Genomic DNA, 25,167 nt, shown 5'->3' with positions numbered 1-25,167 from the left:
GGCGCGATCCTCCTCGCCGTGAAGCGGTGGACTGCCTTAGTGACGCTTGAAATACTGCACCTCGCGTTCGTGCTTTTCTGCCGCTTCGCGGGACTTGAAGGTGCCCAGGTTGCGGCGCTTGCCGGTTCTGGGATCGACTTTGCGCGAATAGAGCCGGTATTCACCGGATTTCAGCTTGCGGATCATGGCGGTCTCCTTGTGAACCAGGACTCTAATCCGCCTGGGGCCCTCGCGGTTCCGAGCAGGGCCTTGCCGCCCAGTCACGGCCCGCCGGCAAAAAAAGCGCTGCTGTCGGTGAACCATTTCACGGACGCAAACGACCCAATGTCGGAAGCGACACCGTAACGACACGATTGAGTCGGATTATTTGTATTCAAATGACTTTCGCGACGTTATGCCGATGTCGCTGAAGTGCCGGATCTGAGGAGGGTGAGATGGTTACGGCGAAGCTTCACGGCGTTGAACTCGTCAGGGGCCAGAAGTGGACGGTGCGCGTCACCGCCTACGGCACAACGCTCATCTTTCCATTCGAAGCCGAGCAATATGCGCGCTCCTATGCCGATGGCCAGGCCTTCCGCCTCGGCGTCGAGGTTGTCGAACTGAAGGATTGCGCCTGAGGGGCCAGCCGGCCATCGCTGAATGGCCTCAAGACCCGCACAGCTATAGAATAGGCGCATGTCGGCTTTCGACTCGGCAAAGCAATGGGCGCGAGGGATCAAGCGCGATGTGATGGCGCTGTGGATTGCGGCCCGCGATCCGCGTGTCCCCTGGTATGCAAAAGCCACAGCGGGTGCGGTCGCGGCCTATGCGCTGAGCCCCGTCGATCTTATCCCGGACTTCATCCCCATAATCGGCTACCTGGACGACTTGGTGATCGTGCCTGTCGGCATCATGCTGGCGGTCAAGCTGGTCCCGGCCGATCTGATGCAGGAATTCCGCGAAGAGGCGGTGCGACGCGAGAAGCCGGTGAGCAAGGCCGGGCTCGCCTTCATGATCGCGCTCTGGGTACTGGCGGCGCTGGCTCTCATTTGGCTGTTCTGGCCAAAGCCAGTCTGAATGCTTCGGGGCCTGACCAGACGGCATCGATTGCATTGGCCTGGCGCGGCCATCTTTAGATTAGCGACATCTTGTATTTGTTGTAAATCAGGGCCATGCTTTTGGCGCGCGCGAAACCACATGCGCAGTGTGCAGGGTCAAAAGGGTCAGGCGTGATGCAATTCGCAGTTTGCTACGACCACAGCGGGTTCGATCTGGCGCGGTCGATCCTCCTCGATGTCACGGCGTTCTTTGCGCTGATGGCGCCATTGGCGATCGCGCGACTGATCGAGATATCCCGACAGGACGCCGCCCGGCTACAGCCCGCCTGAAGCCTGAAAGGCACGGAATTCCTAACCGTCGCCGGCGATCTTTCGGATCGGCAGGTCGCCGAGCAATGCCGAACAGTCGATCACCTCCTGGAAGTGAGCCTGCGGATCGAGCACGAGCCATGAAGCGTGGGTGCGAAGATCCTTCAGCCTGGCATTCTTTTGCGCACGCGCCAGGCGCTCCGCCTCGGAAGCCTGAAAAGGGCTTTCGGCCTTGTGATGGTGAGGAGTCCTCGACATCGCGGCGGAAAACGCGCCGACTCCCCTTTTCGTTCCGCGAAAGCGGATGACCCTCTGCGCATTGCAATGACCCGTGGGGCCAGGCTGGCGGCACCGCGCAACGCTGCTACCGATGCGACAAACGAGCGGAAAGTGCCGGACCGGCGGTTGGGGTAGCCCGGCTTGCCTTGGCGGTAAAAGAGTACGGCTCTTTGACTGGCAAGCCGGGCTGAAGCGCCGACCTTTGGGTTTCCTTGGGGGGAGCCGGCGCAGGGATAGAGTGTCGGTTTCCCGCTGCGCCCGCAATTGTTGCTGAGGTCCTACGCGCCGGCGCAATGGTCCGACCGGTTGGAAGCCGCGGTGCCGCAACTCCAAGGCTGAAAACCGCGCAGACCTTCCTGGAATTGCTTCAGGCGCCCGAGCGCTCAAACTCGTGTAAGACGACCGTCTTCTCGAAGCGCTCTTTTGACGAAAAGCTCGGCGTGTTGCGCCCATTCCGCTTCCGCGACGTCATTCTCGCGAACGGACTGCCTGAAAGCTTCCCGCAGTGCCTCGAGCTCAAAAATTGACAACCGCTGGTTTCTTTTTCGCTTTTTTTCGCCGACGTCCATACTGCGTTGCCAACAGCTTGATGAAGCCCATTGTATATGCGGCGGTTGTTCGACCCATCAACAGCTTGATCCTGACTTCTTTTGGGGGCAAATTTTTGCCGCGACGTCCGCAGTTCATGTCGGGAAAGAGCGGCCCGCCCGCCGATATGGACGGGTTGCAAGCCGGGCCGCCCGCGAGAGGTCGCCGCTATATGTCTACATCCACAACGATCGATGAAGAGACCGCGCCAGGCCAAGGCATCAGCGGTGTGGCGCTATATCCCGCGGGGCATATGCCGTTGGTCTGGAGCCGGGGCTTGATTGGTGGTTGTGTCGGCATTGCAAAAGAACCTGTAATTTCAGGTGGCAGCCGGCCCGCGTCTCCTCCGTCAACAGGAATGGCGCTGGCTTTGCCGCCCGGCGGAGCAAGCAGCCTCCTTGCTTGCGAATCAAAGCCCACCCGTCGGCGTGCGCCCAAACCTGCTCTGCCATTAACCTTCCCCACGGGCACGGACCAAGGTCGGTGTCGCAATTGCCTCCCCTCACCTATACTGTCGCGGACGGGTGGGTGAATGGTGCCGATGTTTGGGAGGTATTTAACACGACCTGCACGAATCTGGAGCGGGCTCTCTCTGGCCTGGCAGTTCGTGATCGCGGGCGGTATCGGCCTTCTGGCGGTGATGCTCGTGGTTGGGCTGTGGGTGACATCGCAGATCCGTGACGGGGTCCTGCACAATTCCGCCGCCACCACCGCGCTCTATGTCGACAGCGTGATCGCACCCTTGCTGCCCGATATGCGCAAGAGCCAGGAACTCGACGACACCGTCAAGCGCGCGCTGGACGAGACGCTGGGCCAGGGCGCGCTCGGGAAAAGGCTGGTCTCGTTCAAGCTGTGGCGGCGCGACGGAACGATCCTCTACTCCAAGGATGCCAGCCTGATCGGCAAGCAGATCAGGCCCAACGCCAACCTCATCGCCGCTTTCGCCGGCAACGTCATGGTCAAATACAACAGGCTCGAGGACGAGGAAGACGACAAGGAGCGGTCGATGGGCGTTCCGCTGCTCGAAATCTACAACCCGGTGCGCGAGCCGTGGTCCGGCGAGGTCGTGGCGGTCAGCGAATTCTACGAATTATCCGGCGACTTCGAGGAATCGCTCCACTCAGCTCTGCTGTGGACATGGCTGGTGGTGGCGGCCGCCACCGCCGCGGCGCTTGCCCTGCTCTCCGGCATCGTTTTCCGCGGCAGCCGCACCATCGTCACGCAGCAGGCTGCGCTCGAGGCCAAGGTTTCCGAATTGCAGACGGCCCTGGCGCAGAACTCGTCGCTGCGCCAGCGCGTTCAACGCGCCTCGCGCCGCGCCACAGCGATCAACGAGCGGTATCTAAGGCGCATCGGCGCCGACCTGCATGACGGACCGGCGCAACTGGTGGCGCTTGCCGCGCTGAGGATGGACAGCCCGGCGCTGGTCGACCCGGCCACGTCCAGCCAGCTGCGCGAAGCCGAGATCGCCGGCATACACAAGACGCTCGGCGAAGCGATGCGCGAGATACGCGGCATCTGCAACGGGCTGGTGCTGCCGCAGATCGAGGCGCAGGCCATCGCAGACATTTTGCGGCTGGCGGTAGCCGAGCATGAGCGCCGCACCAGCACCAAGGTGTTGCTAACCCTGCCTGAGCGCTTGCCGGAACTCGGCACCTCGGAAAAGATAAGCGTCTATCGCTTCGTGCAGGAAGGCCTGAACAACGCCTTCCGGCATGGCAAGGGCAAGGGCCAGCAGGTCAGAGCCACGACGAAAGGCGGCAAGCTTTTGGTCGAGGTGATGGATTCGGGTCCCGGCTTCGACCCGGCCCGAAGCGAGGGCCTTGGGCTTGCGGGCCTCAGGGAACGCATCGAAAGCATAGGCGGGCAGTTCGAGACGCTGTCCGGCCCGGAAGGAACAAGACTGGTGATTGCCTTGTCTGTCGAGGAGCAACCGTGAGCACATCCATCCGCATCGCAATAGTGGACGACCACCCCCTGTTTCGCGAGGGCGTGGCGCGCAGCCTCGGCGAAATCGGCGGCTTCGAGCTTGTCGGCGAAGGCGCCAGCGCCGAGGACGCCGAAAGGCTGGCGCGCGCCAGCGCGCCCGATATTCTCCTGCTCGACATCAGCATGCCGGGCGGCGGTCTCAACGCGCTCGCCAGTATCCTTTCAGCGATGCCCGAACAGAAGATCGTCATGCTCACGGTATCGGAGACCAATGCCGATGTCGCCCAGGCGCTGAAGGCCGGCGCGCGCGGCTATGTACTGAAAGGCGTGGGCTCCAAGGCGCTGGCCGAGATCCTGCGCGATGTCGCCAACGGCCAGAGCTACGTATCGCCGAGCCTTTCGGCCAGGCTGCTCTCCGACCTTTTGCAACCCACCGGCAGCAAGCCCGATCCGCTCAGTCAGCTCACCGGCCGCGAGGCCGAGATCCTGAAACTGGTCGCCGAAGGATTGAGCAACAAGGAGGTGGCCGCCCGGCTGTCGCTGCAGGAGAAGACGGTCAAGCATCACATGACCAGGGTGCTCGCCAAGCTCAACGTGCGCAACCGCACCGAGGCGGCGCTGCTGATGCATGAGGCGAGGGAAAGGCACTAAGGCCTGGGGAATTGAAGAATTGAGGAATTGAGGAATCGGGAAACTGGATAAGAGAGGACTCTTCAGTTCTTCAGTTCTTCAGTTCTTCAGTTCTTCAGTTCTTCAGTTCTTCAATTCCCCGGTTCTTCAACTCTCAACGCTCACAAGTTCAGCAGGCGCGACAGGTCCTCCTCCGTCGCTTGCCGTTCGATGATGGTGCGGCCTTGCGCATCCGTCATCTCGAAACGGCCGTTCTGGACCTGCTCCTTCATACCGTTGCGATGAATGACGGTGACCTTATCGCCGTCGATCGAAAGCGTGTCGCCGGTCGCGGCATTGGTGTAGCTATTCTTGCCGCCGGGATTGGTATTGCCCTTGCCGCTGTTGTTGCCCGGCCCGGCATTGGGGTTGCTCGCGCCGGCATTGCTATTGCCGTTGTCGCCCTGGCCATTGCTGTTGCCGTTGTCGCCACTATTGCCGGAATTCGAGCCGCCGGCCGAGCCGGAATTACCGCTGCCGCCGCCTCCACCACCGCCGTTCCCCCCGTTGCCGCCATTGCCGTTACCGGCGGCGGTGGCTGCGGCAATCCTCGGCGCGCCGTCAAAGGTGATGTGCCAGGGCGCAAAGATCAGCACCAGCGCGCTAAACACACGCAGCGCGAGCCAGGCGAGCCTGCTGAAGGGGCGGTTTCGCATATCTTCTCTTCGTTCCGGTCCCACTTCCGCATGGCTGAAGCTCCGCTCACGGCACAGACGAGGCGGAACCGGTGTGTTGATCCGGGCGAGAATTCACATTCCGGCGGGGCGACGAAAGCGGCCCACGACCCTTGCCCCCACCCGTCGGACCATTTCCGGCGCCATAGCTGACCAATGTCGCAACGGACAGGCTTTCCCGGCGCAAAAAATTACCCCCGCACGAAGGCGGGGGCAAGGTGAGTAGCCAAGTTCCATCGCAAGACGATCAGGACCGCAGAGACGAAGCAAAAGGTGGCAACCTGATTTTGCAGCGCTGACCTTCGGTCCCTTAAGATCTAATCCGGATAAAACCTCACTCCCACAAACTCTGTCTCACAAGTTCTTCAGGCGATTGAGATCGGCCATGGTAGCCCTGCGGTCGACGATGGTGCGTCCGTACTTGTCTTCCATCCTGAACCGGCCGTTCTCGATCGTCTCCTTCATTCCATTGCGGTGCGTGACCTGGATGCTGCTGCTAGTGGCCTCGACCTTGTCGCCGGTAACGGCGTTCACATGACTATCGACATCCGCGGTGCCTGCCGCGCTGCTGCTCGCGCCGTTATTGCTCTTGCCGTTGTTGCTGCCGCTATTGCTGTTTCCGTTGTTGCCGCCGCTATTGCCGTTTCCACTGTTGCCGCCGCTATTTCCGCCACCGTTCCCGCTGTTGCCGCCGCCGCTTCCGTTTCCACCACCGCTGCCGCCATGACCACCGCCGCCTTTGTCGGCATAGGCCTTGGTCACGACGAGACCATCGACGGAGAGACTGACAGGCGCGACGACAAGCGCCAACGCAGCCAGCGCTGGCAAGACTAGCCTGCAGCCCCCGCGCGATGTGCGCATTCGGTTCTCCCCATGCCAGCCCTTCAGCCCGTCGGCCGAACTACCCCACCGGCAATATCGCAGCATAAGCATCCCCAATCAGCAGTGCATAAGGAAGTGGCCCACGACCCATGTCTTGTCCATTCGGACCTATTGCAATTTTGTTATAGGACTTAGGTCTTATTTCAACCACCGGATGCGGTCGGATGTTGCCGCCACGGGGGTGTTTTTCCAAAGCCAACCAACCCCTTAACGAGCTGCGGGTGCCGAAGCGGTTCACCGTTTCACGGAAACGGCAAACCATCGCACGTCCTTGTTTCGAAGCAGCTCAGGATGGATTACCGCCGCGAGGCGCCGAGCCTGCCGTTTTGCGCATTGTCCGGGATTGCCCCGGTCCGAAAGATGGATTCAGGCCGGCAAAGGCACCGGCCGCCGCGCCGCGACCGCCGTGCCGAAGGCGGCAGCAATGACGGCAGCGACGCCCGCGCATTGCAAAAGGTTGAGCTTCTCATGCAGAAACAGGAAGCCGGTCAGCGCGCCGCCCGCCGGCTCCAGGCAAACCAGCATGCCGTAGACCTTGGCCGGCATGCGCGCCAGCACCAGCATTTCCAGATAGAAGGGGAGCGCGCTGGAGAACAGGCCGACCACGGCCGCGCCCGCCATGATGTGCGGGTCGGCGAGATAGGGTTGAGCGGCGCTGAAGCCGAAAGGCAGCGCCAACACAGCGGCGATCGCCATGCCATAGGCGGAGGTGCGCACGCCGAGCTCGGCGCCGGCCTTCTGCGCGAAGATGATGTAGAGCCCCCAGCAGGCGCCCGCTGCGAGCGCCAGCACCACCCCCAGCGGATCGAGCCCGCTTCTGGCATCGGCAAAGGGCGAGAGCAACACGATGCCGGTTATCGCGAGCGCCACCCAGACGAGGTCGAGCATGCGCCGGGAGCCGAGCATAGCGACGAGCAGCGGCCCGGTGAATTCGAGCGCCACGCAGATGCCGAGCGGAATGCGCTGGAGCGCTGCGTAGAACAGCATGTTCATGGCACAGACCGTGATGCCGTAGGCGGCGAGCCAAGGCAGGGTTTTCCGCGAGGGCAGCACCTTCCAGGGCCTCAGCACCGCCGCCAGCATCAGCGCGCCGATGGCGAGCCTCAGCATGGTCGTGCCTTCCGAGCCCAGCACCGGGAACAGCCCCTTGGCAAAGGCGGCGCCGACCTGAACCGACAGGATGGCGCCGAGCAGCCCCAGAACGGGCATTGCGCCGACATGGGTTTCCGGCTTCGCGGTCTGCGTCGAGATCAATCCTGGCTCCATCCCTGGTTCGGGAATGGAGATAGGGCGCGGGCACCACGCTGTCGTGAGGCAGTGCGGGGCGGATGGTGGGACAAGAGAGTGAGGTTTACGCCTTCGTCATCCTGGCGCGGAGCAAGGAGCGAAGCGACGCGCGCAGACCCAGGGTCATGCCATGGCGCTAAAGCGTTGCAACGCGCACGGAATTCCGGACCGCCGTGCTCCAAGTCGAAGGTAACGGCGTGAATCCTGGGATCAAGCCGAGGACGAAGCGTTGGCGCAGGCCCCCACTCCGGCCGCAGCACGGCAACCTCTCCCCCGCCTTTGGCGAGGGAGAGAAAATGCGCCGGCGTTATCCCGCCATGGCGAGCGGCGCGGCGCTCTTGTTGGGGATCTGGATGTCGATCTCCAGCGTCGACATGGTCGCGCCGCGGTCCATAGAGACCTGGAGGTAGTCCTGGTCGATCTGCACATGCTTGGCGATGACCGCCATGATCTCCTCGCGCAGGATGGAGACGAGATCCGGCTGGCCGCGGCTCTGGCGCTCATAGGCGAGCAGCAGCTGCAGCCGCTCGCGCGCCACGGGCGCGCTGGTGCGCCGCTTGAAGAGATCGAGGATGCTCATGCGGCCCTCCTTCCGAGAAGCCGGTCGAGGAAGCCCTTGCGTTCGAAGGGGACGACCACCGGCAGGTCCTCACCTTCCAGGCGTCTTGCCGCTTCGAGGTAAGCCTTTGCGGCACCATTGAGCGGTTCCGAGAGCGTGACGGGCGAGCCGAGATTGGAGGCCCGCAGCACATCCTGGCTTTCCGGGATGATGCCGAGCAGCGGCGTCGAGAGTATCTCCAGCACGTCGTCGATCGACAGCATCTCGCCGCGCGCGGCGCGCGCCGCGTCATAGCGCGTGACCAGCACGTGTTTTTGCACCAGCTCGCCCTGCTCGGCCTTCATGGTGCGAGCGTCGAGCAGGCCGATGATACGGTCGGAGTCGCGTACCGACGAGACTTCCGGATTGGTGACGATGACCGCCTCGTCGGCGAAACGCATGGCGAGCTGGGCGCCGCGCTCGATGCCGGCAGGGCTGTCGCAGAAGACATAGTCGAACACCGATCGCAGCCGGGCGATGACTTCCGCCACGCCCTCTTCGGTCAGCGCGTCCTTGTCGCGCGTCTGCGAGGCGGGCAGCAGGTAGAGAGTCTCCAGCCGCTTGTCGCGGATCAGCGCCTGCGAAAGCTTCGCCGTGCCCTGGATAACGTTGACGAGGTCGAACACCACGCGGCGCTCGGCGCCCATGATGAGGTCGAGGTTTCTCAGGCCGACGTCGAAATCGACCAGCGCCACCTTCTTGCCTGTCCTGGCCACGGCGGCGCCGAGCGCGGCCGTCGAGGTTGTCTTGCCGACGCCCCCCTTGCCCGATGTGACCACGACTACCTTGCCCATATATCCAGCCTCCATTGGCGGTTTTTATTCTCTGGCCGTGCCAGGCACGGCGGGATCTTTCGCTTTTGGTGCATGTCGTTCTCCCAAAACCGCTGCACTTGGGGCGACATGCACTGATAACCTTCGCACGCGAAACCGGTCCGAAGCTTGCGGCCAAGAACTCAGCCGAGCGGCACCACGCACAACGCATCATTGTCGAGGAAGGCCTGCACGGCCTTGCCGCGCGAGGTGCCTTCCATCTCCTCGGCCGTGGTGTACCAGCCGTCGACGGCGAGCAGCTCGGCCTCGTTCTTGCGGCAGAAAATGCGCGCCGAAATATTGCCTTCCGAGCCGGCGATCGCCCGGCCGCGCAACGTGCCATAGACATGGATCGAACCGCCGGCGACGATTTCCGAGCCGGACGCGACCGAGCCCAGCACGATCACGTCGCCATGCGGATGGAAGACCGACTGCCCGGAGCGGATCGGCGCCTTGATCATCAGCGTGCCGGCGGCAGGCGCCGGCACGGCGCCCTGCCCTGGCTTTTCCGGTTCGGTCTGGGCCGGCTCGATCCTGACCGCTTCCAGCCTCGCCAGTTCGGGATCCACCGGCTCATCGCCGGTCGCCTGCAGAACCTCGGCAGGCGCCGCCGCCTGGATCTTTTCCCGAGTCACCTCGGCCCGCTCCCCGGCGGCGGCCATTTCCAGCTCTTCCGCCCGCGCCTTGCGCGCGGCCCGGCCAAGCAAGCCCTCGGCGGTCGCCTCCTTGGCACCGGCCAAGAGCGGCGGCAATTCAGACCCGAGCTCGGCGCCTTCGAGCTCGATGGCATAGACGCGGATGCCGCGCGAGCCGAGCACGCCGACAAGTGCTGCGATCTCCTCCGGCCCCGGTTGCAAGGTGTTCAAATCCAGCACCACCGGGCGGCCGCTGAAATAGCCCGGCGAATTGGCGATCCAGTGATCCAACCCCTCCAGCCAGTCGGCGATCGGCGCTTCCGGCGTCAGCGTGAAAGCGACGAAGGAACGGGCGCGAAAGCGGATCGATTTGTTGTGCAAAGGGGCGGCGAAGGTCACGACCGGGCGAATCCTTACTCAATGGTTAAAGGGTGCCGGGCTAATGGTTAACAAAAGGTTAATTTTGGGGATTGGAGCCGTTAATAGCTGACGCGGCTAACTGCTGTGGCCGGGCGGTCACAAGACCAGCCGCCGCCCGCAATTCGCAGAAGATCGAGTCTCCGACGAGCCAACCGTGTGAAGCGCCTAATATACGAAGCGACGCGCGCGGACCATCTTCTTGCCCGGAACTTTCCACTCTCTTCAGGGAGGAGACGGGCATGGGCATTGACCGGCTAGATAGCAAGCGAGCAGGCAAGACAGGTGCCGCAATGGCAGTCCTGATGGTGCTTGCAGGATGCATGACGCACCAGCCGAGCGGAATAGACGCATTCCAGACGAGCAGCACAGACCAATGGCTGACGACGTCCGATGCGGACAAGGTCGTTAGCGCGATGAGCGCCAAGGGAATGATGCCGGCGACCATCGACTGCCGGTTCGACAACACCGCGCCAGGCCAGGTGGCCTACCGCTCGAAATTCACCTGGAAGCAGGCGCCTGCCAACACGCGCTATCACTGGGAAGTCGGCGACCCGAACTACCTCGCAAGCAAGGATGTCGCATCCAACAGGGTGGGTCTGAGGCGGGTGTTCGCGAAGACCGCGCGGGACCCGGCGACGGGGCAGAAGGTCGGATGCTCGATCTGGGCGAGCAGCAGCTAGAGAAGCGAATTGCCGATCGGCGATCGAACCTCTGCACAAGTCGCGGTCGGCAGCTCAACGGGTCTCATTTGCTGCGGTTTTGCTGGCCAGACAGGAAACAAAGGCGCACGATACGATCTCGCTGGTGCGGCGAGGACAGTCCGGCTTGATCTCTTGCTGAGTAGGTCGGGCTGTCCAGGAGCCTCTCCTTGGTCTTGCATGCGAACGAAGCTTTTGCTTGCGGCTGGTTTCCCGCCGACTGCCTAGATCTCGCGTCATTCAAGCTGCTTCCCGTTCGCCCGTCCGATAGTCCCACAAACAGTGCTTGCTATGTTGCGCGCCGCGGCCTAAGCGCAGTGATGGCAAATGAAAAATTCGACCAGTCGGTGACAATCATCGTTGATCCGGCCGGCGGACGGGAGGCAATCGGCGATGCCGCCGCCTGCCTGGACTTCCTGCTTCGAAGATGGCGCGGCAAGCGAAGCGACAAGCACCGCGCAGCCATTCAGGCCTGCACGGATGTAAACAGCGGGCGCCGACCGGCTTCATTCGCGCGCAAGGCGTTCATAGCAGCCGCCCGCGAGGCGGCCATTCTCGTGACGCCTTAAGGCTGCTCGCGCGGTCTGAAATTCTTACTTTCGATGTCGATGATCTCGCCGCAATTTTCACACTCCATCTGGGTGTGAGCGCGTATCCAGCCCACACGCGTTTTCGCCTGGTGATGGCACCGCGGGCACTCCACATCGATTTCGAAGTGATCGGACTCTCGTTGTGTCATTGCGGTTCCAAGGCCGGCCTGCCTAACGCGACATTATCCGTTATCAGTGCTCCCCTCCCGCTCGTCTTCCGGATCCACCACTTTCTCTTTCGCCACCTTGGCCGCGAGCTTCGCCTCTTTCTTTGCCGCCTTCGCCTGATCGCGTTTGCTGCGCTCGTATCGGTAGTTGGGTTTCATCGCCATGGTGTTTCTTCCGATTTAGGCAATTTGCGCCTTGGGATTTGGACATGCCCAGGAGCGGGAAAGACAGTTCGCGAGACATAAGGCCCAAGCAAGAGTCAGGCGGCCATCATGTCAAATCAGGCGATTGCGTTCTGCGATCTGACGTGCCCGCCGCAAGGTGCCGTCAGTGTCGGCGAGCTTGCGCCTTGCTGCCTCGTCCTTCCTGACCGTCAGCCGCGCGGACATGATGCTTGAGGACCTGACGATCGGCTTGATCGCGGCGGGCGGCGCCTCGGGGGTTTTCATGAAACGCATCGGCATTATCCTTTCTTGTAGCAGCCAGGGCTAAGGCTATTCGCGACTGCGGGTTTTCCCTGCGACATTGGCTTCCTGCCTATCGGAAGCCGGAAGCCGTGAGCGTGTAGGAGTTTCGGCGCTCGCGCGCATATGCTTTGCTGGCGGCGTTCTGGATGGAGCTGCGCAAGGCGTCGAATGCCGAAAGATATGCCATCTCGGCCGTTTCCTTGCCCCCAGCATCGCCAAATGTCCCAAGGACCTCGACCTCGACGAAGAAGCGGACCTGGAACATACCGTCATGGCCAATGAAGCAGACGGCGCGGCGCGTTTGATCGAAACTCCGGCTGGGATTTGGAAAGGCGAGCGTCATGGGTTGCCCACCCGTGTTTCAGGGTGTTCAGCTGCTGCCGGCCGGGTTCTATTCCATTCCTTTCGAGCCTCGACATTGCGACGGTTGAGATCCAGCATGCTCGTCGTCGCATGCGCGCGCGTCAGCCCGACCATCGGAGCGCCGTCGACATGCGCCGGAATTCCGGTGAAGAGATGGCAGACGGTCCAGGAATGATCCGCTTCGACGCGGCGGCCGTATTGATGATCCCTGAAGGCGTGACCCGACCAGCTTCGGTTGTTTGGGGAACAGCCGGATACGGCCTTGTGGCCCGCCTCGGTCTCGCCGTTGGCAATGGACCTGTTCATACCTGTCTTTCCTCACCTTCCTGCGCGGCGATAATCTCCGAATAAAGGGCCGCGCCGTCAGCTTCGGAGATCGTGACCGCATCCGGCCACTGCGGCATGTTCAGCGTCCTCGCCAGAAGCCGCGCGATCTCGATTGCATCGTCGAGATCGGTTGCCAGCACCGTCTCGCGGCCGATGACGGCATGCGCGTCATCGCTGACGCGCGTGCGATAGAATTCGATCACGACCTTCATCGAGACCCGCCGCGCGATGGCATCGAGCCCTTCGCGCCGAGGCCGGCGCCTTGATTGAACGGGCTCTCAGGCCTGGTCGGAATTCTTCCCTGCTTCGGCGTCCTCGTCTCGCGATTGGAGCGTTGCCGTCCCTTGGCCATGTCCGAACGTCCTTTCGATCAGCATCAGGCCGGGATCCGAGGCCGGGGTTCCGGCCGATTCCAGCCTATCCTCGGTCACCACGCGCTCATGCGGTTCGGTGTCGCTGCGGATGCGGTATTGCGGCGAGTTTTCTTTTGGTGGCAGCGTGCCGGTGACGTGGTAGACTTCCGCGGTCAATGTCCGGAAATCTCCCTTCAGACGGACCGCCTGTCCGATGTCGAACAAGCGCGGCGGGGCGCCGTGCCGTATCGGCCGTGTGTTGCGCTGCATAAGGCTTGTCATGATGGTCTCCGGTCGTCTTCGAGCGCCGCCTCGAGAGAGGCCGGTTGATCGATGCTTTTACCGTGTGAACCCCATTGGGCGGAGGATCGCCGGCAGGTGAATGAAAGAGGCCGCGTTGCGTCGCGGGAAAGACCCTTCCGGGCCTCCTCGTCGAGATCGGTAGATACTCTGCGGTCGCGGCGCGTCTGAAGCGCGGCAGCACCAAGGAGAGCCGAAGCAGACGACGACGATGGACGCGATGCGAATGGCCACGATTGCAGCTTTCCCGTGAAAACATGCTAGGATGGACTTCCGCGTTATTCAGTCGAACCGCTGGAACGATTTGCGGTGCTGCCAGTACATCCGTGGTCAGCGCCCTGCGTCGTTCCAGGGTTCAAACGAGCAAGCTGCCGCGCCGGACCGGCGCAACGCTTCGCTGTCGAAAATTCGGAAAGGATTGGCGCGGCTCCGACGGGGCGAAAGCCAAACTCAACCAAATCAACACTTTTTGTATGCGCCTCAATTGCGCTCAAAGCAAGACTTACACGTCTATTATTTTTTTTCCGGGTAAATAGAAATCTCGGGTCCGAGCCTGAAACAGCGGTAAATCGATTTCTAGGCGCTCGCCTAAAATCTTCGGATTATTTCACCCAAACATTTTTGAGCTTCCCCGGAATTATTTTTTCACTCCTATCGGCCACAACCAAAGCCGTCTACACGACGACAGGCTTGGCCAGAAAAAAGCCACCGAAAATCCGGGCACATAGCGGCTATATGGTCGTCCGGCCACCGCTTCCTCCGAGGCGTTTGCGTTAAAGGGTGAACCGCTACAGGTCACTCTCCGGACGCCACCTTGGGCTCCGCGCGAGATCCGCGACCCTCCGGCCGGGCCAAGCCGCGGATGGCAGGGCCGTTGAGCACCGTACCGTCCGGCGCGAACTGCGAGCCATGGCAGGGGCAATCCCAGCATTGCTCGGTCGAATTCCAGTGCACGAGGCAGCCGAGATGCGTGCAACTGGCCGAATGCCGGTGCAGCTTGCCGTCGCGGTCGCGGCATACGGCGAACTTGCTCAAGCCGTCCTGAAGGATGCCGCCTTCGCCAGGCTTGAGGTCGCCGGCCGACTTGACCTCACCGGGCAGCAAGTAGCCGGCGAGGTTCTTCACTGTTGTAAGGTTCTCATTGACGTAGTGCGCGAGCGCGGCGGGCGGCTTCCGGTCGGGGGCGTAGACGGCTTCCCAGGGGTTTGATCCATCCACGATCAGATCGCGGATCAGCAATCCGGCCAATGCACCATGCGTCATGCCCTGGCCGGAATCGCCGGTGGCCATGAAGACGTTGCCGTTTCCGGGGCTTCGGCCGATGAAACCGCAATAATCGATCGTTTCGAGAACCTGGCCGGACCACCGCGCTCTTTCTGCGCCAAGATCGGGTACCAATGCCCTGATCCATGCTTCAAGCGCGGCAAAGCGTGCCTCGCCGTCATCCGCTTCGCCCGATTTGTGATCGCGGCCGCCGGCGATGAGACAGTCCGTCTTGCCGGGGCCGGGATTGAGGCGGACGTAGTAATAGGGATCGTCCATGTCCCAGTAGAGGGCATCCGGGAGGGTTCCCCTGGCGATCTCGAAAGCCATGGCATAGGTGCGGTAAGGCGCCATCTTGCTATGGATCTTGACCCATGTGTTGATCGGGGAATTGGTGGCAAACACCGCGTTCGAAGCCGTGACGGTGTAGCCGCCGTCGCATTTCAGGCGAACCTGCTCCCCTTCCTCGATCTCCACAACGGCACTGTCGGCGAATGCCTTGCCGCCTCGTTTCTCGAAATCAGCCAGCAGGGCGCGCAAATATTTCAGCGGGTGGAAGGTCGCCTGTCCGGGGTAGCGCAGGATGGGCGCCGATTCATGACCCTTGAGCGGCACGCCTTTGCCATGTTCAGCCTCGGCGCCGATCTTTGCCGCAGCCGCATACTCCTTATTGCATTCTCTGGCGGCCTGCTTCTCGTCCATCCATGCGGCCGGGAAAAGGAAGCCGTCCAGCCGCCGGAAATCGCAGTCGATCTCCAGGCTGGCAACGTGCCGCTCGATGCGGTTGACGGCGGCTTGCTGGCTCTCCTGAAATCCGCGCGCCAGAGCCTCGCCGCGCATGTCGATCAGCGCGCTCAAGCCATCGTCGCAGATCGGCGCCAAATGAGCGGTCGTGCGCGATGTCATGCCCCCGAGCAACGGGCCGCGATCCACGAGCACCACCTTGCGCCCTGCCAGCGCTAGTTCATAGGCAATCGAAATCCCGGCGATGCCGGCTCCAACGACGGCCACGTCGCAATGCTCGTCTTGCTCGAGGCGGGGTGCGCCGGGCAAGCTGGCGTCGAGCATCCAAAACGATCTGGTCGCTTCGCTGCTGACGTTCATCGCGCGCCCCGTCGAGACGATATCGGATGGCCAGCGACCAATGCTGCGCAGCGCGGGTTGTAGGTCATCGTGACCGGCTCCATCCTCGCGGCTAGGTGCTCTTGAGCGTTCCGTTCATCCCGTTCGGGTAAAAGCCGCCCTTGCTCACACCCGATTGGTCGGTCAGATAAACAATGCGCAGCACCTCCTGCGGCGTCCTTGTGAAGGCAATCGCATCCGGCGTGGAAGGAACGAAGTTGGCCTTGCCGTCGACGCGAATGCCCTGGTCCTTGTCATCGGGCCCGTCGATCTTGTCGCGTGCGTCGGAAATCGCATTCGCCGCCTTCCAGGCCTTCTCGCCCATGCGATAGAGCGACGACCGCGCCATCCCCATGTGGTAGGCCTCGACCGCGAGAATTCCAGCCGCGGCTGCCAGGAATTCCTTGTTCTTCAGGACGGTTGCCGCACCGGCGTAGGCGGTGACGCCGACATCCTCGAACAGCATGCCGCCAAGCACGAAGTTCATCTGGTTGCCGAAGGGGTCGAAGTCGGCACCGAGCCCGGCCGCCTTGGCGACCGCGGCAAAGCCGGCATCAAAATCGATCGCCGGCCGGTCCACCGCATTCGACGCCAGGGTCTTGCGGTAGAACCTGACATGGGCAAGTTCATTTTCCGCGACTTCCCGCAAAAATTCAGCCAGTGCGGGTGTTTCGAAGGGAACCTTCTTGCCGCCGACGACGTCGCCGGGCTTGGAACCGGCATCTGAATCGTCGATGCCTTTTCCTGTGGTGCCCCGGAGGTAGTATTCGGCCTCCATATATTCCAGGTTCAGCGCGAACCGGAAAATGTCTTCGTCCTTTATGTCATCCTGTGCGAAAGCAGGCGAAACGGGGGCGACGCCGGTCGCTGAAGCGAGCGTCGCTCCAAGACCAATTTGCAATGCGCCGCGGCGAGAAACATGAAGTGAAGGGGTGGCATGGATCATAGCTTCCTCCCGAAGCCCGCCATGAACCGGTGTGGCCTCAAACGAGCGGGCCGTCCTGTCAACTCCGCCAAACGCGGAATGTTCCTGAACCGAGCCGGTATGGTTGTGGACCCGGGCGATTCGATGGGCGTGCCGGCGTGACTCCCGGGCTGCGGTTCCTCTATAGGACGAGCTTCACGTCCGACGCCGGATCCATTTCATGGCCCTCCTCCCCTCTCTCCGCGCCGCCCTCCCCAACGCCACCATCTGGGACGCCGCCGAGCTCGCCTCGCGCGATCCTGGCTTCGACACCCGCAATTTCGGCGCCTCGGCTCTGGTGCATCCGAGCGATGTCGAAGAGGTCGCGGCGCTGGTGAAATTCTGTTCGGCGCATGGCATCAGCCTTGTCGCGCAGGGCGGGCGCACCGGGCTGGCGGGCGGAGCAGCCACTTCCCAAGGGCAGGTGATCTGCGACCTTGGCAGGCTTAACAGAATAGAGGACATCGATCCCTTCACGCGCGTGGCGATCGTGCAGGCGGGCGTGACGCTGGGCGCGCTGCAGGAGGCGGCAGCCCAGCATGGGCTCGACCCGGGCATCGACCTTGCCGCGCGCGGCAGCGCCACTATCGGCGGCATGGTTTCCACCAACGCCGGCGGCATCATGGCGTTTCGCAACGGCACAATGCGCCACCGCGTGCTCGGCTTGGAGGCCGTGCTGCCGGACGGGCGGTTGTTTTGCGATCTCACCCGGGTGCTGAAAACCAGCGCAGGCTACGATCTGAAGCATCTCTTCATCGGCGCGGAAGGCACGCTCGGCATCGTCACCCGCGTGGCGCTGCGGCTCGATCCGGTGGCCGGGGCGAGTGCCACCGCGCTTGTCGGCGTGCCGAATGCGGCCAGCGCCCAGCACATCGTGCGGCATTTTTTGACCTCGACCAGCGCGAGGCTCACCGCCGCCGAGATTCTGTGGCGTAATTTTGCGTCCCTCATGCAGCGGTCGCTGAACTATGCCTCGGGCAGCCTGCCGCTCGATGCGCCCTGTCTGCTGGTGCTGGGCCTAGGCGCCGACTCGATCGAGGCGGCGAGAAGCGCGCTCGAGGGCGGGCTGGCGACGATCTGGGAAGAGGTCGGCATCGTCGACGGGCTGGTCGCGAGCTCCGAGGGCCAAGCCGCAGCGATGTGGCGGCTGCGCGAGGAGACCGTTGAGATCGAGCGCGCGCACCCTATGGCGCCCTCGTTCGACGTCTCCGTGCCGGCCGGCGCGCTGGACGCCTATGTGGCGCGCATCGAGGCGGGGCTGAAGAAGCTCGACGCCTCATATGCGCCCTATGTCTACGGTCATCTCGCCGACGGCAATCTGCACATCTCCCTCAATTGCGAAGGGCCGGTTCCACATGAGCGGCATGAGGCGATCGAGGGCGTGCTCTATGAGGGGCTGCGCGAGGCCGGCGGTTCGTTCTCAGCTGAGCATGGGGTGGGGCTGGAGAAACGCGAGGCCTATGAGCGGCATGCTGATCCGGTGAAGCGGGATTTGGCGAAGGCGATCAAAGAGTTGATCGATCCGGGCAATGTGATGAATCCGGGGAAGGGCGTGGGCTGAGTTCGGCGGGGGAGCGCGAGAGGCTAGAGCGAACCTGCCTGTCGCAGCCCCTCTCCGGTCGCTTCGCGATCACCTTTTCGCTGTCGCGGGCCAGAAACACTACTCGCACTGGCGGCGCGGGCCGCCGTCGAAGGGCTGGTAGGTGTTGTCCTGCGGATCGTAGGAGCGGTAGCGGCTGAAGCAATCGTCGATATGGGCGGCCGAGATCTGCCGGCCCTGTGCCCGCACGGCCCCGGCCTCGGGCGAGATCTCTTCCGGCGGGCCGCCATAGGTGGTGACGTAGCCGTCGCCCGACGGGGCGTAGCCTTCCATCTCGGCCTGGTCGTCGCTCGTCTGATCATCGGCCGCGGCGGTTTGCCGATCGGTCCCGACGGCTTGGCCACCCTGGCGTTGCCGATCGTTTGAGCCGGTCGAGGCGGTGCGGTCGCCCATCGGGTCGTAATAGGGTGAGATGCAGGGGCGCAGCTCGCCGCTGTAGGAGCGGTAGCTGTTTTCCGCCGGACGGTAGCTGCGATAGCGGGCCGAGCACCATTGCAGATGAGCCACGGGCAATTGCTGCTCGGCCTGCTGATCGGCCGGAGCCGGCTGGGAAGGCTGGGTCGCGTCAGGCTCGGCCGCGGGAAGGTTCGGCTGAGCGGTCGTGGGCTGCAACTGCTGCGGCTGCGCGGGTGCTGTCGACGCCGCGAGCGTCGCCGTCTGCACTGCGCTGTCGGCCTTGGCCGGCTCGCCCCCTGGGGCGGGCGCGACGGCAGCCTGCTGGGCGGGAATGCGCTGAAGATTCTGCTTTTGCGGATCGACCGGCTGAGCGTCCTTGGTCCAGAGCTCGGAAACGCCGATCGCCGGGGTCGCCTGGCGCACTGGCTTGGCGGCGAGCAGCCAGGTGGCGAAGGCGAGCCCGCTGGCGAACACGGCAAGGGTCAGCACGAAGCCGCCGACAATTCCCAACAAAGCCTTCATGCCGAACTCCTTTAGTCCCCGCTGATAGAATGCGAGGCGCGGAATCCGGTTCCCACAGCAAGAGGGCGATGTTGCGACCCGGCGGTAACAAACGAAGGGCCCCGCGTGCTCCGGGGAGGAGCACGCGGGGCTTCGAGAGGATCGCTAGGTGAACCCAGCTGGGGACTAGGCAGCTAAGGGACTTTACGATGATCCAAACGGATCGATGACAGTGTCGCGCCTTTGGTACGACGCCGCATCGTGCAAACAGAGGAATAAACGCAGGTCGTTCACATGGCACTCCACGCCTCGGACTCGCAGCCGGCGGCGGCCGGTCAGGCCCGGCAGAATGCCCCAACGAGGCGGCCAGGCCGCGCCCGAGCGGCATGCGGGCACTCAGCAGTCCGCCACCACCTCGCTGTAGCTCCTCGCCTTCCCGTCCTGGCCGCGAATGCGCCACGTTTCGCCGTCCCGCCCCTCGATATGGCTCGCCGCCAGCGGCACCTTGCCGCCGCCCTCCGGCAGGTCGATGACGTAGGTCGGGTTGCAGATGCCGGAGAGCCGCCGGCGCAGCTCCGCGACCAGCGCCTGGCCTTGGGCAATCGTCGTGCGGCGGTGCGCCATGCCGCGCGCGAGGTCGCCGTGGTGCAGGTAATAGGGTTTTACGCCGAGACGGTACATCAGCTCGCGGCAGAGCTCCTCCAGCACCTCGACCTTGTCGTTGACGCCTTTGAGGAGAACGCTCTGGTTGAGCAGCACGAAACCTGCCTGGCGCATCGTGCGGCAGGCCGCCTCGGCTTCGGCGATGAGCTCGCGCGGATGGTTGAAGTGGGTCACCACCGTCACCATCAGACGGCCCTGCAGCGCCTCGACCAGGCCGGAGGTTATGCGCGACGGCAGCGCCACGGGCACGCGGGTATGGATGCGCAGAAGCCGCAGATGCGGGATCGCCTCCAGCCGGGCGCGGATCTCGGCCAGCGCCTTGTCCGGCAGCGACAGCGGATCGCCTCCGGTCAGGATCGCCTCGCGGATTTCCGGGTGCCCGGCGATGTAGGCCAGTGCCGGCTCCAGCGCTTTGCTTGTGTAGCCGCGGCCGATCGAGGTCAGCGATTCCTTGCGGAAGCAGAAGCGGCAATAGACCGCGCATTGATAGGTCGGGAACAAAAGCACGCGGTCGGCGTGACGGTGCGTCAGGCGCGGCACCGGGCTGAAGGCATGATCGCCGATCGGGTCGTCGAGCTCGCCTTCGGTGGCGACGAGCTCGCCCGGCGACGGGATCACCTGGGCGCGGATCGGATCGTTGGGGTCGCTCCAGTCGATCAGATCGAGATAGGGTTTGGGCACGCGCACCTTGTGCGCGGTCGCGGCTTCTTGCATGACGGCGCGCTCGGCGGGCGAAAGCGGCAGGGACGCGAGGTCGCGGACATGGCGCACGCCGGCGCGGATGTCGGCTTGCCAGGCGGCGTCGGGGGCGGCCGGCTGTTTGAGACTAGTGGTCATTGCGGTTCTCTGGTTCGCCGTCCCTATCGGCCGGATGGTCGATGTGGTCAACCGCATACCGCGTTACGCCGTGTTGGGAACTTGGAACTCTCACCGCTTGAGCTTCGCAATCGCCTCCGCCGTCACCGGCGTGAAGCAAGCAGCTCGGCGAAATCCTCGGTGTAGACCGTGAGCTTGATGCCCGTGACTGTCTCGTAGAAGTCGACGAGCCGCTTGACGCAAGGCATTCAACTGCCGCAAGGCTAGATATCGGCGTAGATCTCCAGCACATTGCCGTCGGGATCGCGAAAGAACAGCGTGCGGTGACCCCAGGGCCGGTCGGTCGGCCCACTTTCGATCGCTACGCCCTTCTCACGCAACGTCTCGGCGCATTGGTCAACCTGGCTGGGCGTCACCCGGAAGGCGAGCTGCATGGAGAGCGCGCCCGCCGGGGTCGGCAAGTCGTTGAACATCACGCCGCGCTCAGTGAGCGCCAGCAGGCACGAGCCGACCTGGTAGGCGATCCAGCTCTCGCCCAGGCTGGAATGGACGCGAAAGCCCATCACGTCCTCATAGAAACGCCGCATCTCCTTCATGTCGCGGGCGAAGAGGACGGTGTAGTCGATATTCCTGATGTTTTTCAGCGCATTCATTTGCGGAATCCTTTGTCGGGCGCCGCGTTCCGACGCGGCGTGATTGTCGATGCGCTGCCCTCATTATACTGGTAGCAAGGTGGTACAATATGAGCGGCGCTGCTAGTAGCGTCGCCACCCTCTTCGAGGCACGAGCATGCTGGAACAGACCACCGAGATGGACAGGCGTAAGGAACTCGGCCGCTTCCTGCGCGCCATGCGCGAACGCGTCGAGCCGTCACGGCATGGCATCCGCACCGGCACGCGACGGCGCGCAAGCGGGCTGCTGCGCGAGGAAGTCGCGCTGCTCGCAGGGATCAGCGCCACCTGGTATACGTGGCTAGAACAGGGCCGCCAGGCCAATCCTTCCGCGCAGGTGCTCAATGCGCTCGCCGACGTGCTGGACCTCGTGCCTGTGGAACACCAGCACCTGTTCAAGCTCGCAAAGCCGGAATGGCGGCCCGAGGCGATTGCGCCCGAAGGCCCCTCGCCCGATCCGCGCATTGCCGCATTGCTCGCCACGCTCTCGCCCAATCCGGCCTATGCGCTCAACCGCGCCTGGGACTTCATTGCCTGGAACGACGAGGCGGCAAATCTGTTCGGCGGCTTCGATCAGGAGGATCCCGCAAGGCGCAACCTGCTGGCGCGGTTCTTCCTCGATTCCGCCTGGCGCGGGCTGTTCGCCGACTGGGAAGTGGTAGCTCGCTCGGCGATCGCGCAATTCCGCGCCGCGACCGTCGAATACGCGTCTGCTGCCGACATCCGCGCCGTGCTCGACCCACTCAAGGCGCTGAGCCCCGACTTCGCGCGCCAATGGGCCGAGATGCGGGTCGAGGAAGCGCCGATCTGGTCGAAGCGGATGGTCGGTCCGAGCGGCGAAATCATGGTCTATGATTATTTCATGCTGACGCCCGTGGGCGTGGGCAAGGAGATAACGCTGAGCCTTTATCGGAAGCGTGGATAAGGAGCTCCCCGTAAAACGGGGAGAAAGACGCTGCCGCAATCGACCAGCGCCCTCCTTTCATGCAATCTCCTCCGACGGCGATCATGGGGAAATGATCCGCCGCCGAGGGAGGATTGCCATGACCGACACGCCAGCGGCGCTGCCGCGCTATGAGGATGCCGTTGCGCAATTCCGCATCGAGGACGAGATCGCGCGCCTCCACGGCGATCCGGCGACCGGCATCAACGCCTATGTCGAATGCTGCGGCCGCTATACCGGCGAAAACCGGCTGGCGCTGCGCGCGATCTCGGCTGCCGGTGAATTGCGTGAATACTCCTTCGACGATCTGGCCGACATGGCGGGCCGCGTCGGCACCCTGCTCAAAGGTCTCGGCGTCGGTCCCGGCGACGTCGTCGCCGGCATGCTGCCGCGCATTCCCGAATTGGTGGCGCTGATCCTCGGTACGTGGCGGGTCGGCGCTGTGTACCAGCCGCTGTTCACCGCTTTCGGGCCGAAGGCTGTCGAGCATCGCCTGAACTACAGCAAGGCGAAGCTGGTGGTGACCAACCCCGCAAACCGCGCCAAGCTCGACGAGGTGGAGAACCATCCGCGCATCGCCACCATCGTTGGGCCCGGCGACGCCCTTGCAGCAGGCGACGTCGATTTCCGCGCGGCGCTCGCGGCTGCCTCCCTCGATAGCGAGCTGGTCATGCGCAAGGGCACCGACCTGTTCATGATGATGTCGACCTCCGGCACGACCGGGCACCCAAAGGGCGTGCCGGTGCCGCTCAAAGCGCTGCTTGCCTTCGGCGCCTATATGCGTGACGCGATCGGGCTTCGGCCCGACGACATCTTCTGGAACATCGCCGATCCCGGCTGGGCCTATGGGCTCTACTACGCCATCACCGGGCCTTTGCAGCTCGGCATCGCCACCACCTTCCACGAAGGCGCCTTCAACGCGAAATCGACTTACGACATCATCGAGCGTCTGGGCGTCACCAGCCTGGCCGGCTTGCCGACAGCCTATCGCCTGCTAATGGCGGAAGGGCCCGAGGCCGCGGCCCGCGTCAAGGGCATGCTGCGCGTGGTGAGCAGCGCCGGCGAGCCGCTCAATCCGGAGGTGATCCGCTGGTTCGACGCGCATCTTGCAGCGCCGATCCACGATCATTACGGCCAGACCGAGAATGGCATGATGGTCAACAACCATCATGATCTGGCGCATACGGTCCGCGCCGGCTCGGCCGGCGTTGCCATGCCCGGCTACCGCATGGTGGTGCTGGACGAGGCAGGCAACGAACTCGGCCCCAACCAACCCGGCGTGCTGGCGGTCGATATCGCCAACTCGCCGCTGCGCTGGTTCGACGGCTACCACCAGGCGGAAACGCCGGCGATCGCGGGCGGCTACTACCGCACCGGCGATACGGTGGAATATGAGACGGACGGCTCGGTCTCCTTCATCGGGCGGGCCGACGATGTCATCACCTCGTCCGGCTACCGCATCGGACCGTTCGATGTCGAAAGCGCGCTGATCGAGCATCCGGCGGTCAACGAGGCGGCCGTCGTCGGGGTGCCCGATCCGCAGCGCACGGAGATCGTTAAGGCGTTCGTGGTGCTGGCGCCCGCCTTCAAGGGCAGCGAGGCGCTAGCCGAGGAACTCGCCCAGCATGTGAAGAAGCGGCTGTCTGCGCATTCCTATCCGCGCGAGGTCGAGTTCGTCAGCGAACTGCCGAAGACACCGAGCGGCAAGATCCAGCGGTTCTTGCTGAGGAAGGTCGAGGTGGAGAAACGCAAGGCGGAATAAAGATTTGGCTCTCCATGATTTCCGCCACGCAAAAGCCGCCAAGTCGGGCGATGGCTCCCAAGGGCTTTGATCGCTAATTTGGGGTTGCAGCATGCGGTTGGTCTTGACGCTTCTCATTGCGCTGGCGGGCAACGCGGCATATGCGGCCTCGCCCGAAGATGATTATATCGTCGCGCGCGACAAGGCGATCGCCGATATCACCGCGCAGGAAAGCGCCAATACGGCGATCGAAACTATCGATGCCCAGAACGAGAAGGCGCTGGCCGACCTCCAGCAGCGCCTCACCGCCATCCTCGGTCCGCTCTCCGTCAAAGGCTTTCCGGCGACCGGTACCATCAATGTTCAAAGCCTCAACGCTTCCGATATCGGCTACGGCATGCTGGACGGACTGCGATATGCGCAGAGCGACGACGGCCCAAGCATCGTCGCCTCGACGCGCGGGTTGACCGAGCGCTGGCTCAAGTCCAAATCGTCCGAAGCGGAAGCGGATTTCAAGCTGCCCGCCGACATCGGCGCGGCGTTGAAGCTCGACAGTTTTTACACCCAGGCCATCGGCAGCGACGCGGCATTCTCGGGCACGCTCGACTTTTCGCTGAAAAAGCCCGACGGCGCCGATGCGGTGGTCGCGCGGCTCGGTGGCTGGACCCAGGATGTCGGACCGATCTACGATCAGCACGTCGTCGTGGCAGTCGTGAAAGGTGACCGCGTGCTGATTGCCGAGGCACCCGCCTCGCCCGCCGTGCCGAAGATCGCGGCCTGCGATTCAATCTGGGCAGCCGCCGACGCCGCCGCGCAGAAAGCCCAGCAGGCCGACCAGGGTTCGGACCAGGACGATCCGCAGGCCTCCGATCCCGCCAACGCCGCCTGGGAAAAGGGCGACGCCGACTACCGCGCCTGCATGGCCCAGCGCCTGCCCGGCGAACCGTCCTTCCCGGCGCTGCTCAAGCAGGCGCAGGACCTTGCCGACGACATGGCTGGAAAATAGTCCGCCAGGGCAATTCCAGAAAAGCGCAGCGGCTCTCGAAGTGAGCGGTTTCAAACCATGAGAGATAGAGCGGGCCGGCGCTGTCGAAGCCGAGCC

The 25,167-nt window shown here is 63.5% G+C and carries 30 protein-coding genes; 11 read left to right on the top strand and 19 right to left on the bottom strand.

Annotated features, from left to right (window positions below; genetic code table 11):
• Positions 1-36 precede the first annotated feature (36 nt).
• Positions 37-186 (bottom strand): hypothetical protein, encoded by a 150-nt coding sequence (locus tag LB520_RS18355; protein ID WP_095770090.1) that lies wholly within the window; start codon positions 184-186, stop codon positions 37-39.
• Between the two features lie 248 nt (positions 187-434).
• On the opposite strand from LB520_RS18355, the gene LB520_RS18350 reads away from it, so the two are divergent.
• The 3 genes from LB520_RS18350 to LB520_RS18340 all read left to right on the top strand — a co-directional run bounded on the left by LB520_RS18350 (position 435) and on the right by LB520_RS18340 (position 1,367).
• Positions 435-617 carry a hypothetical protein gene (locus tag LB520_RS18350; protein WP_036258067.1) on the top strand — a complete coding sequence of 61 codons (183 nt, stop codon included), beginning with the start codon at positions 435-437 and terminating at the stop codon, positions 615-617.
• 58 nt (positions 618-675) lie between these two features.
• Entirely contained in the window at positions 676-1,056 is a 381-nt protein-coding gene (locus tag LB520_RS18345; protein WP_224638383.1) for a YkvA family protein, read from the top strand.
• Between the two features lie 155 nt (positions 1,057-1,211).
• Entirely contained in the window at positions 1,212-1,367 is a 156-nt protein-coding gene (locus tag LB520_RS18340; protein WP_181170782.1) for a hypothetical protein, read from the top strand.
• 21 nt (positions 1,368-1,388) lie between these two features.
• Here LB520_RS18340 and LB520_RS18335 read toward each other — a convergent pair whose 3' ends face one another.
• Positions 1,389-1,604: a hypothetical protein gene (locus LB520_RS18335; protein WP_224524740.1), complete on the bottom strand. Its 216-nt coding sequence runs from the start codon at positions 1,602-1,604 to the stop codon at positions 1,389-1,391.
• 1,150 nt (positions 1,605-2,754) lie between these two features.
• Here LB520_RS18335 and LB520_RS18330 point away from each other — a divergent pair.
• Together LB520_RS18330 and LB520_RS18325 are read left to right on the top strand one after the other, a co-directional pair.
• Positions 2,755-4,152, top strand: a complete 1,398-nt coding sequence (locus LB520_RS18330; protein ID WP_224607395.1) for a sensor histidine kinase — start codon at positions 2,755-2,757, stop codon at positions 4,150-4,152.
• A complete protein-coding gene (locus LB520_RS18325) occupies positions 4,149-4,793 on the top strand; it encodes a response regulator (RefSeq protein WP_224524745.1) in 645 nt (214 codons plus the stop codon). Before LB520_RS18330 ends, LB520_RS18325 begins: the two co-directional genes overlap by 4 nt.
• Positions 4,794-4,933: 140 nt before the next feature.
• Here LB520_RS18325 and LB520_RS18320 read toward each other — a convergent pair whose 3' ends face one another.
• The 6 genes from LB520_RS18320 to minC all read right to left on the bottom strand — a co-directional run bounded on the left by LB520_RS18320 (position 4,934) and on the right by minC (position 10,098).
• Positions 4,934-5,467, bottom strand: coding sequence for a hypothetical protein (locus LB520_RS18320; RefSeq protein ID WP_224627727.1), 534 nt, complete (start codon positions 5,465-5,467; stop codon positions 4,934-4,936).
• Between the two features lie 372 nt (positions 5,468-5,839).
• Positions 5,840-6,346: a hypothetical protein gene (locus LB520_RS18315; RefSeq protein WP_095770097.1), complete on the bottom strand. Its 507-nt coding sequence runs from the start codon at positions 6,344-6,346 to the stop codon at positions 5,840-5,842.
• Between the two features lie 387 nt (positions 6,347-6,733).
• Positions 6,734-7,621, bottom strand: a complete 888-nt coding sequence (locus LB520_RS18310; protein ID WP_224638382.1) for an EamA family transporter — start codon at positions 7,619-7,621, stop codon at positions 6,734-6,736.
• 340 nt (positions 7,622-7,961) lie between these two features.
• Complete coding sequence (gene minE, locus LB520_RS18305) at positions 7,962-8,234, bottom strand: cell division topological specificity factor MinE (RefSeq protein WP_042638296.1); 273 nt, start codon at positions 8,232-8,234, stop codon at positions 7,962-7,964.
• On the bottom strand, positions 8,231-9,046 hold the full coding sequence (minD, locus tag LB520_RS18300) for a septum site-determining protein MinD (protein WP_095770099.1): 816 nt from the start codon (positions 9,044-9,046) through the stop codon (positions 8,231-8,233). Before minD ends, minE begins: the two co-directional genes overlap by 4 nt.
• 161 nt (positions 9,047-9,207) lie before the next feature.
• Positions 9,208-10,098 (bottom strand): septum site-determining protein MinC, encoded by an 891-nt coding sequence (gene minC, locus LB520_RS18295; protein ID WP_224638381.1) that lies wholly within the window; start codon positions 10,096-10,098, stop codon positions 9,208-9,210.
• Between the two features lie 260 nt (positions 10,099-10,358).
• On the opposite strand from minC, the gene LB520_RS18290 reads away from it, so the two are divergent.
• Positions 10,359-10,799, top strand: a complete 441-nt coding sequence (locus LB520_RS18290; protein WP_224638380.1) for a hypothetical protein — start codon at positions 10,359-10,361, stop codon at positions 10,797-10,799.
• A 188-nt stretch (positions 10,800-10,987) separates the two neighbouring features.
• Positions 10,988-11,386 (top strand): DUF982 domain-containing protein, encoded by a 399-nt coding sequence (locus LB520_RS18285; protein ID WP_224638379.1) that lies wholly within the window; start codon positions 10,988-10,990, stop codon positions 11,384-11,386.
• 203 nt (positions 11,387-11,589) lie between these two features.
• Here the strand turns inward: LB520_RS18285 and LB520_RS18280 are convergent, their stop codons facing one another.
• The 8 genes from LB520_RS18280 to LB520_RS18245 all read right to left on the bottom strand — a co-directional run bounded on the left by LB520_RS18280 (position 11,590) and on the right by LB520_RS18245 (position 16,716).
• The gene (locus tag LB520_RS18280; protein WP_095770103.1) at positions 11,590-11,739 is read right to left on the bottom strand and encodes a hypothetical protein; all 150 of its coding nucleotides are present in this window, start codon (positions 11,737-11,739) and stop codon (positions 11,590-11,592) included.
• 111 nt (positions 11,740-11,850) lie between these two features.
• Entirely contained in the window at positions 11,851-12,033 is a 183-nt protein-coding gene (locus LB520_RS18275) for a hypothetical protein (RefSeq protein WP_224607385.1), read from the bottom strand.
• A gap of 79 nt (positions 12,034-12,112) precedes the next feature.
• Positions 12,113-12,385 carry a DUF1488 domain-containing protein gene (locus LB520_RS18270; protein ID WP_224607383.1) on the bottom strand — a complete coding sequence of 91 codons (273 nt, stop codon included), beginning with the start codon at positions 12,383-12,385 and terminating at the stop codon, positions 12,113-12,115.
• A complete protein-coding gene (locus LB520_RS18265) occupies positions 12,382-12,711 on the bottom strand; it encodes a hypothetical protein (protein WP_224638378.1) in 330 nt (109 codons plus the stop codon). The genes LB520_RS18270 and LB520_RS18265 overlap by 4 nt, the downstream gene beginning before the upstream one ends.
• Positions 12,708-12,944 (bottom strand): hypothetical protein, encoded by a 237-nt coding sequence (locus LB520_RS18260; protein ID WP_224610457.1) that lies wholly within the window; start codon positions 12,942-12,944, stop codon positions 12,708-12,710. The genes LB520_RS18265 and LB520_RS18260 overlap by 4 nt, the downstream gene beginning before the upstream one ends.
• Before the next feature lie 66 nt (positions 12,945-13,010).
• Complete coding sequence (locus tag LB520_RS18255) at positions 13,011-13,367, bottom strand: hypothetical protein (protein WP_224543968.1); 357 nt, start codon at positions 13,365-13,367, stop codon at positions 13,011-13,013.
• Positions 13,368-14,180: 813 nt separating this feature from the next.
• Positions 14,181-15,752, bottom strand: coding sequence for an FAD-dependent oxidoreductase (locus tag LB520_RS18250; RefSeq protein WP_224638377.1), 1,572 nt, complete (start codon positions 15,750-15,752; stop codon positions 14,181-14,183).
• 91 nt (positions 15,753-15,843) lie between these two features.
• On the bottom strand, positions 15,844-16,716 hold the full coding sequence (locus LB520_RS18245; protein WP_224513233.1) for a ferritin-like domain-containing protein: 873 nt from the start codon (positions 16,714-16,716) through the stop codon (positions 15,844-15,846).
• A 199-nt stretch (positions 16,717-16,915) separates the two neighbouring features.
• Between LB520_RS18245 and LB520_RS18240 the strand changes: the two genes are divergently transcribed.
• Complete coding sequence (locus LB520_RS18240; RefSeq protein ID WP_224638376.1) at positions 16,916-18,295, top strand: FAD-binding oxidoreductase; 1,380 nt, start codon at positions 16,916-16,918, stop codon at positions 18,293-18,295.
• Between the two features lie 99 nt (positions 18,296-18,394).
• Here the strand turns inward: LB520_RS18240 and LB520_RS18235 are convergent, their stop codons facing one another.
• The 3 genes from LB520_RS18235 to LB520_RS18225 all read right to left on the bottom strand — a co-directional run bounded on the left by LB520_RS18235 (position 18,395) and on the right by LB520_RS18225 (position 21,363).
• On the bottom strand, positions 18,395-19,252 hold the full coding sequence (locus LB520_RS18235; RefSeq protein ID WP_224638375.1) for a BA14K family protein: 858 nt from the start codon (positions 19,250-19,252) through the stop codon (positions 18,395-18,397).
• Positions 19,253-19,627: 375 nt separating this feature from the next.
• Positions 19,628-20,731, bottom strand: a complete 1,104-nt coding sequence (locus LB520_RS18230; protein ID WP_224638374.1) for a KamA family radical SAM protein — start codon at positions 20,729-20,731, stop codon at positions 19,628-19,630.
• A 242-nt stretch (positions 20,732-20,973) separates the two neighbouring features.
• Positions 20,974-21,363 (bottom strand): VOC family protein, encoded by a 390-nt coding sequence (locus tag LB520_RS18225; RefSeq protein WP_095767204.1) that lies wholly within the window; start codon positions 21,361-21,363, stop codon positions 20,974-20,976.
• Between the two features lie 136 nt (positions 21,364-21,499).
• On the opposite strand from LB520_RS18225, the gene LB520_RS18220 reads away from it, so the two are divergent.
• The 3 genes from LB520_RS18220 (at position 21,500) to LB520_RS18210 (ending at position 25,071) form a co-directional block, all read left to right on the top strand.
• The gene (locus LB520_RS18220; protein WP_224638373.1) at positions 21,500-22,306 is read left to right on the top strand and encodes a helix-turn-helix transcriptional regulator; all 807 of its coding nucleotides are present in this window, start codon (positions 21,500-21,502) and stop codon (positions 22,304-22,306) included.
• Between the two features lie 118 nt (positions 22,307-22,424).
• Positions 22,425-24,086, top strand: coding sequence for an acyl-CoA synthetase (locus LB520_RS18215; protein WP_224638372.1), 1,662 nt, complete (start codon positions 22,425-22,427; stop codon positions 24,084-24,086).
• Between the two features lie 91 nt (positions 24,087-24,177).
• Complete coding sequence (locus LB520_RS18210) at positions 24,178-25,071, top strand: hypothetical protein (protein ID WP_224638371.1); 894 nt, start codon at positions 24,178-24,180, stop codon at positions 25,069-25,071.
• Positions 25,072-25,167 lie beyond the last annotated feature (96 nt).

The organism is Mesorhizobium sp. CA12 (assembly GCF_020165255.1).
Classification (GTDB): Bacteria; Pseudomonadota; Alphaproteobacteria; order Rhizobiales; family Rhizobiaceae; genus Mesorhizobium.
Note: the sequence above shows the minus strand (reverse complement) of the source record. Positions and strands in the feature narration are given on the sequence as shown.

Coding starts and splice junctions, on each gene's coding strand:
- LB520_RS18355 (WP_095770090.1), bottom strand. CDS start 186: ATGATCCGCAAGCTGAAATCCGGTGAATACCGGCTCTATTCGCGCAAA.
- LB520_RS18350 (WP_036258067.1), top strand. CDS start 435: ATGGTTACGGCGAAGCTTCACGGCGTTGAACTCGTCAGGGGCCAGAAG.
- LB520_RS18345 (WP_224638383.1), top strand. CDS start 676: ATGTCGGCTTTCGACTCGGCAAAGCAATGGGCGCGAGGGATCAAGCGC.
- LB520_RS18340 (WP_181170782.1), top strand. CDS start 1,212: ATGCAATTCGCAGTTTGCTACGACCACAGCGGGTTCGATCTGGCGCGG.
- LB520_RS18335 (WP_224524740.1), bottom strand. CDS start 1,604: ATGTCGAGGACTCCTCACCATCACAAGGCCGAAAGCCCTTTTCAGGCT.
- LB520_RS18330 (WP_224607395.1), top strand. CDS start 2,755: ATGTTTGGGAGGTATTTAACACGACCTGCACGAATCTGGAGCGGGCTC.
- LB520_RS18320 (WP_224627727.1), bottom strand. CDS start 5,467: ATGCGAAACCGCCCCTTCAGCAGGCTCGCCTGGCTCGCGCTGCGTGTG.
- LB520_RS18315 (WP_095770097.1), bottom strand. CDS start 6,346: ATGCGCACATCGCGCGGGGGCTGCAGGCTAGTCTTGCCAGCGCTGGCT.
- minE (WP_042638296.1), bottom strand. CDS start 8,234: ATGAGCATCCTCGATCTCTTCAAGCGGCGCACCAGCGCGCCCGTGGCG.
- minD (WP_095770099.1), bottom strand. CDS start 9,046: ATGGGCAAGGTAGTCGTGGTCACATCGGGCAAGGGGGGCGTCGGCAAG.
- LB520_RS18290 (WP_224638380.1), top strand. CDS start 10,359: ATGGGCATTGACCGGCTAGATAGCAAGCGAGCAGGCAAGACAGGTGCC.
- LB520_RS18280 (WP_095770103.1), bottom strand. CDS start 11,739: ATGGCGATGAAACCCAACTACCGATACGAGCGCAGCAAACGCGATCAG.
- LB520_RS18275 (WP_224607385.1), bottom strand. CDS start 12,033: ATGCGTTTCATGAAAACCCCCGAGGCGCCGCCCGCCGCGATCAAGCCG.
- LB520_RS18270 (WP_224607383.1), bottom strand. CDS start 12,385: ATGACGCTCGCCTTTCCAAATCCCAGCCGGAGTTTCGATCAAACGCGC.
- LB520_RS18265 (WP_224638378.1), bottom strand. CDS start 12,711: ATGAACAGGTCCATTGCCAACGGCGAGACCGAGGCGGGCCACAAGGCC.
- LB520_RS18260 (WP_224610457.1), bottom strand. CDS start 12,944: ATGAAGGTCGTGATCGAATTCTATCGCACGCGCGTCAGCGATGACGCG.
- LB520_RS18255 (WP_224543968.1), bottom strand. CDS start 13,367: ATGACAAGCCTTATGCAGCGCAACACACGGCCGATACGGCACGGCGCC.
- LB520_RS18250 (WP_224638377.1), bottom strand. CDS start 15,752: ATGAACGTCAGCAGCGAAGCGACCAGATCGTTTTGGATGCTCGACGCC.
- LB520_RS18245 (WP_224513233.1), bottom strand. CDS start 16,716: ATGATCCATGCCACCCCTTCACTTCATGTTTCTCGCCGCGGCGCATTG.
- LB520_RS18240 (WP_224638376.1), top strand. CDS start 16,916: ATGGCCCTCCTCCCCTCTCTCCGCGCCGCCCTCCCCAACGCCACCATC.
- LB520_RS18235 (WP_224638375.1), bottom strand. CDS start 19,252: ATGAAGGCTTTGTTGGGAATTGTCGGCGGCTTCGTGCTGACCCTTGCC.
- LB520_RS18230 (WP_224638374.1), bottom strand. CDS start 20,731: ATGACCACTAGTCTCAAACAGCCGGCCGCCCCCGACGCCGCCTGGCAA.
- LB520_RS18225 (WP_095767204.1), bottom strand. CDS start 21,363: ATGAATGCGCTGAAAAACATCAGGAATATCGACTACACCGTCCTCTTC.
- LB520_RS18220 (WP_224638373.1), top strand. CDS start 21,500: ATGCTGGAACAGACCACCGAGATGGACAGGCGTAAGGAACTCGGCCGC.
- LB520_RS18215 (WP_224638372.1), top strand. CDS start 22,425: ATGACCGACACGCCAGCGGCGCTGCCGCGCTATGAGGATGCCGTTGCG.
- LB520_RS18210 (WP_224638371.1), top strand. CDS start 24,178: ATGCGGTTGGTCTTGACGCTTCTCATTGCGCTGGCGGGCAACGCGGCA.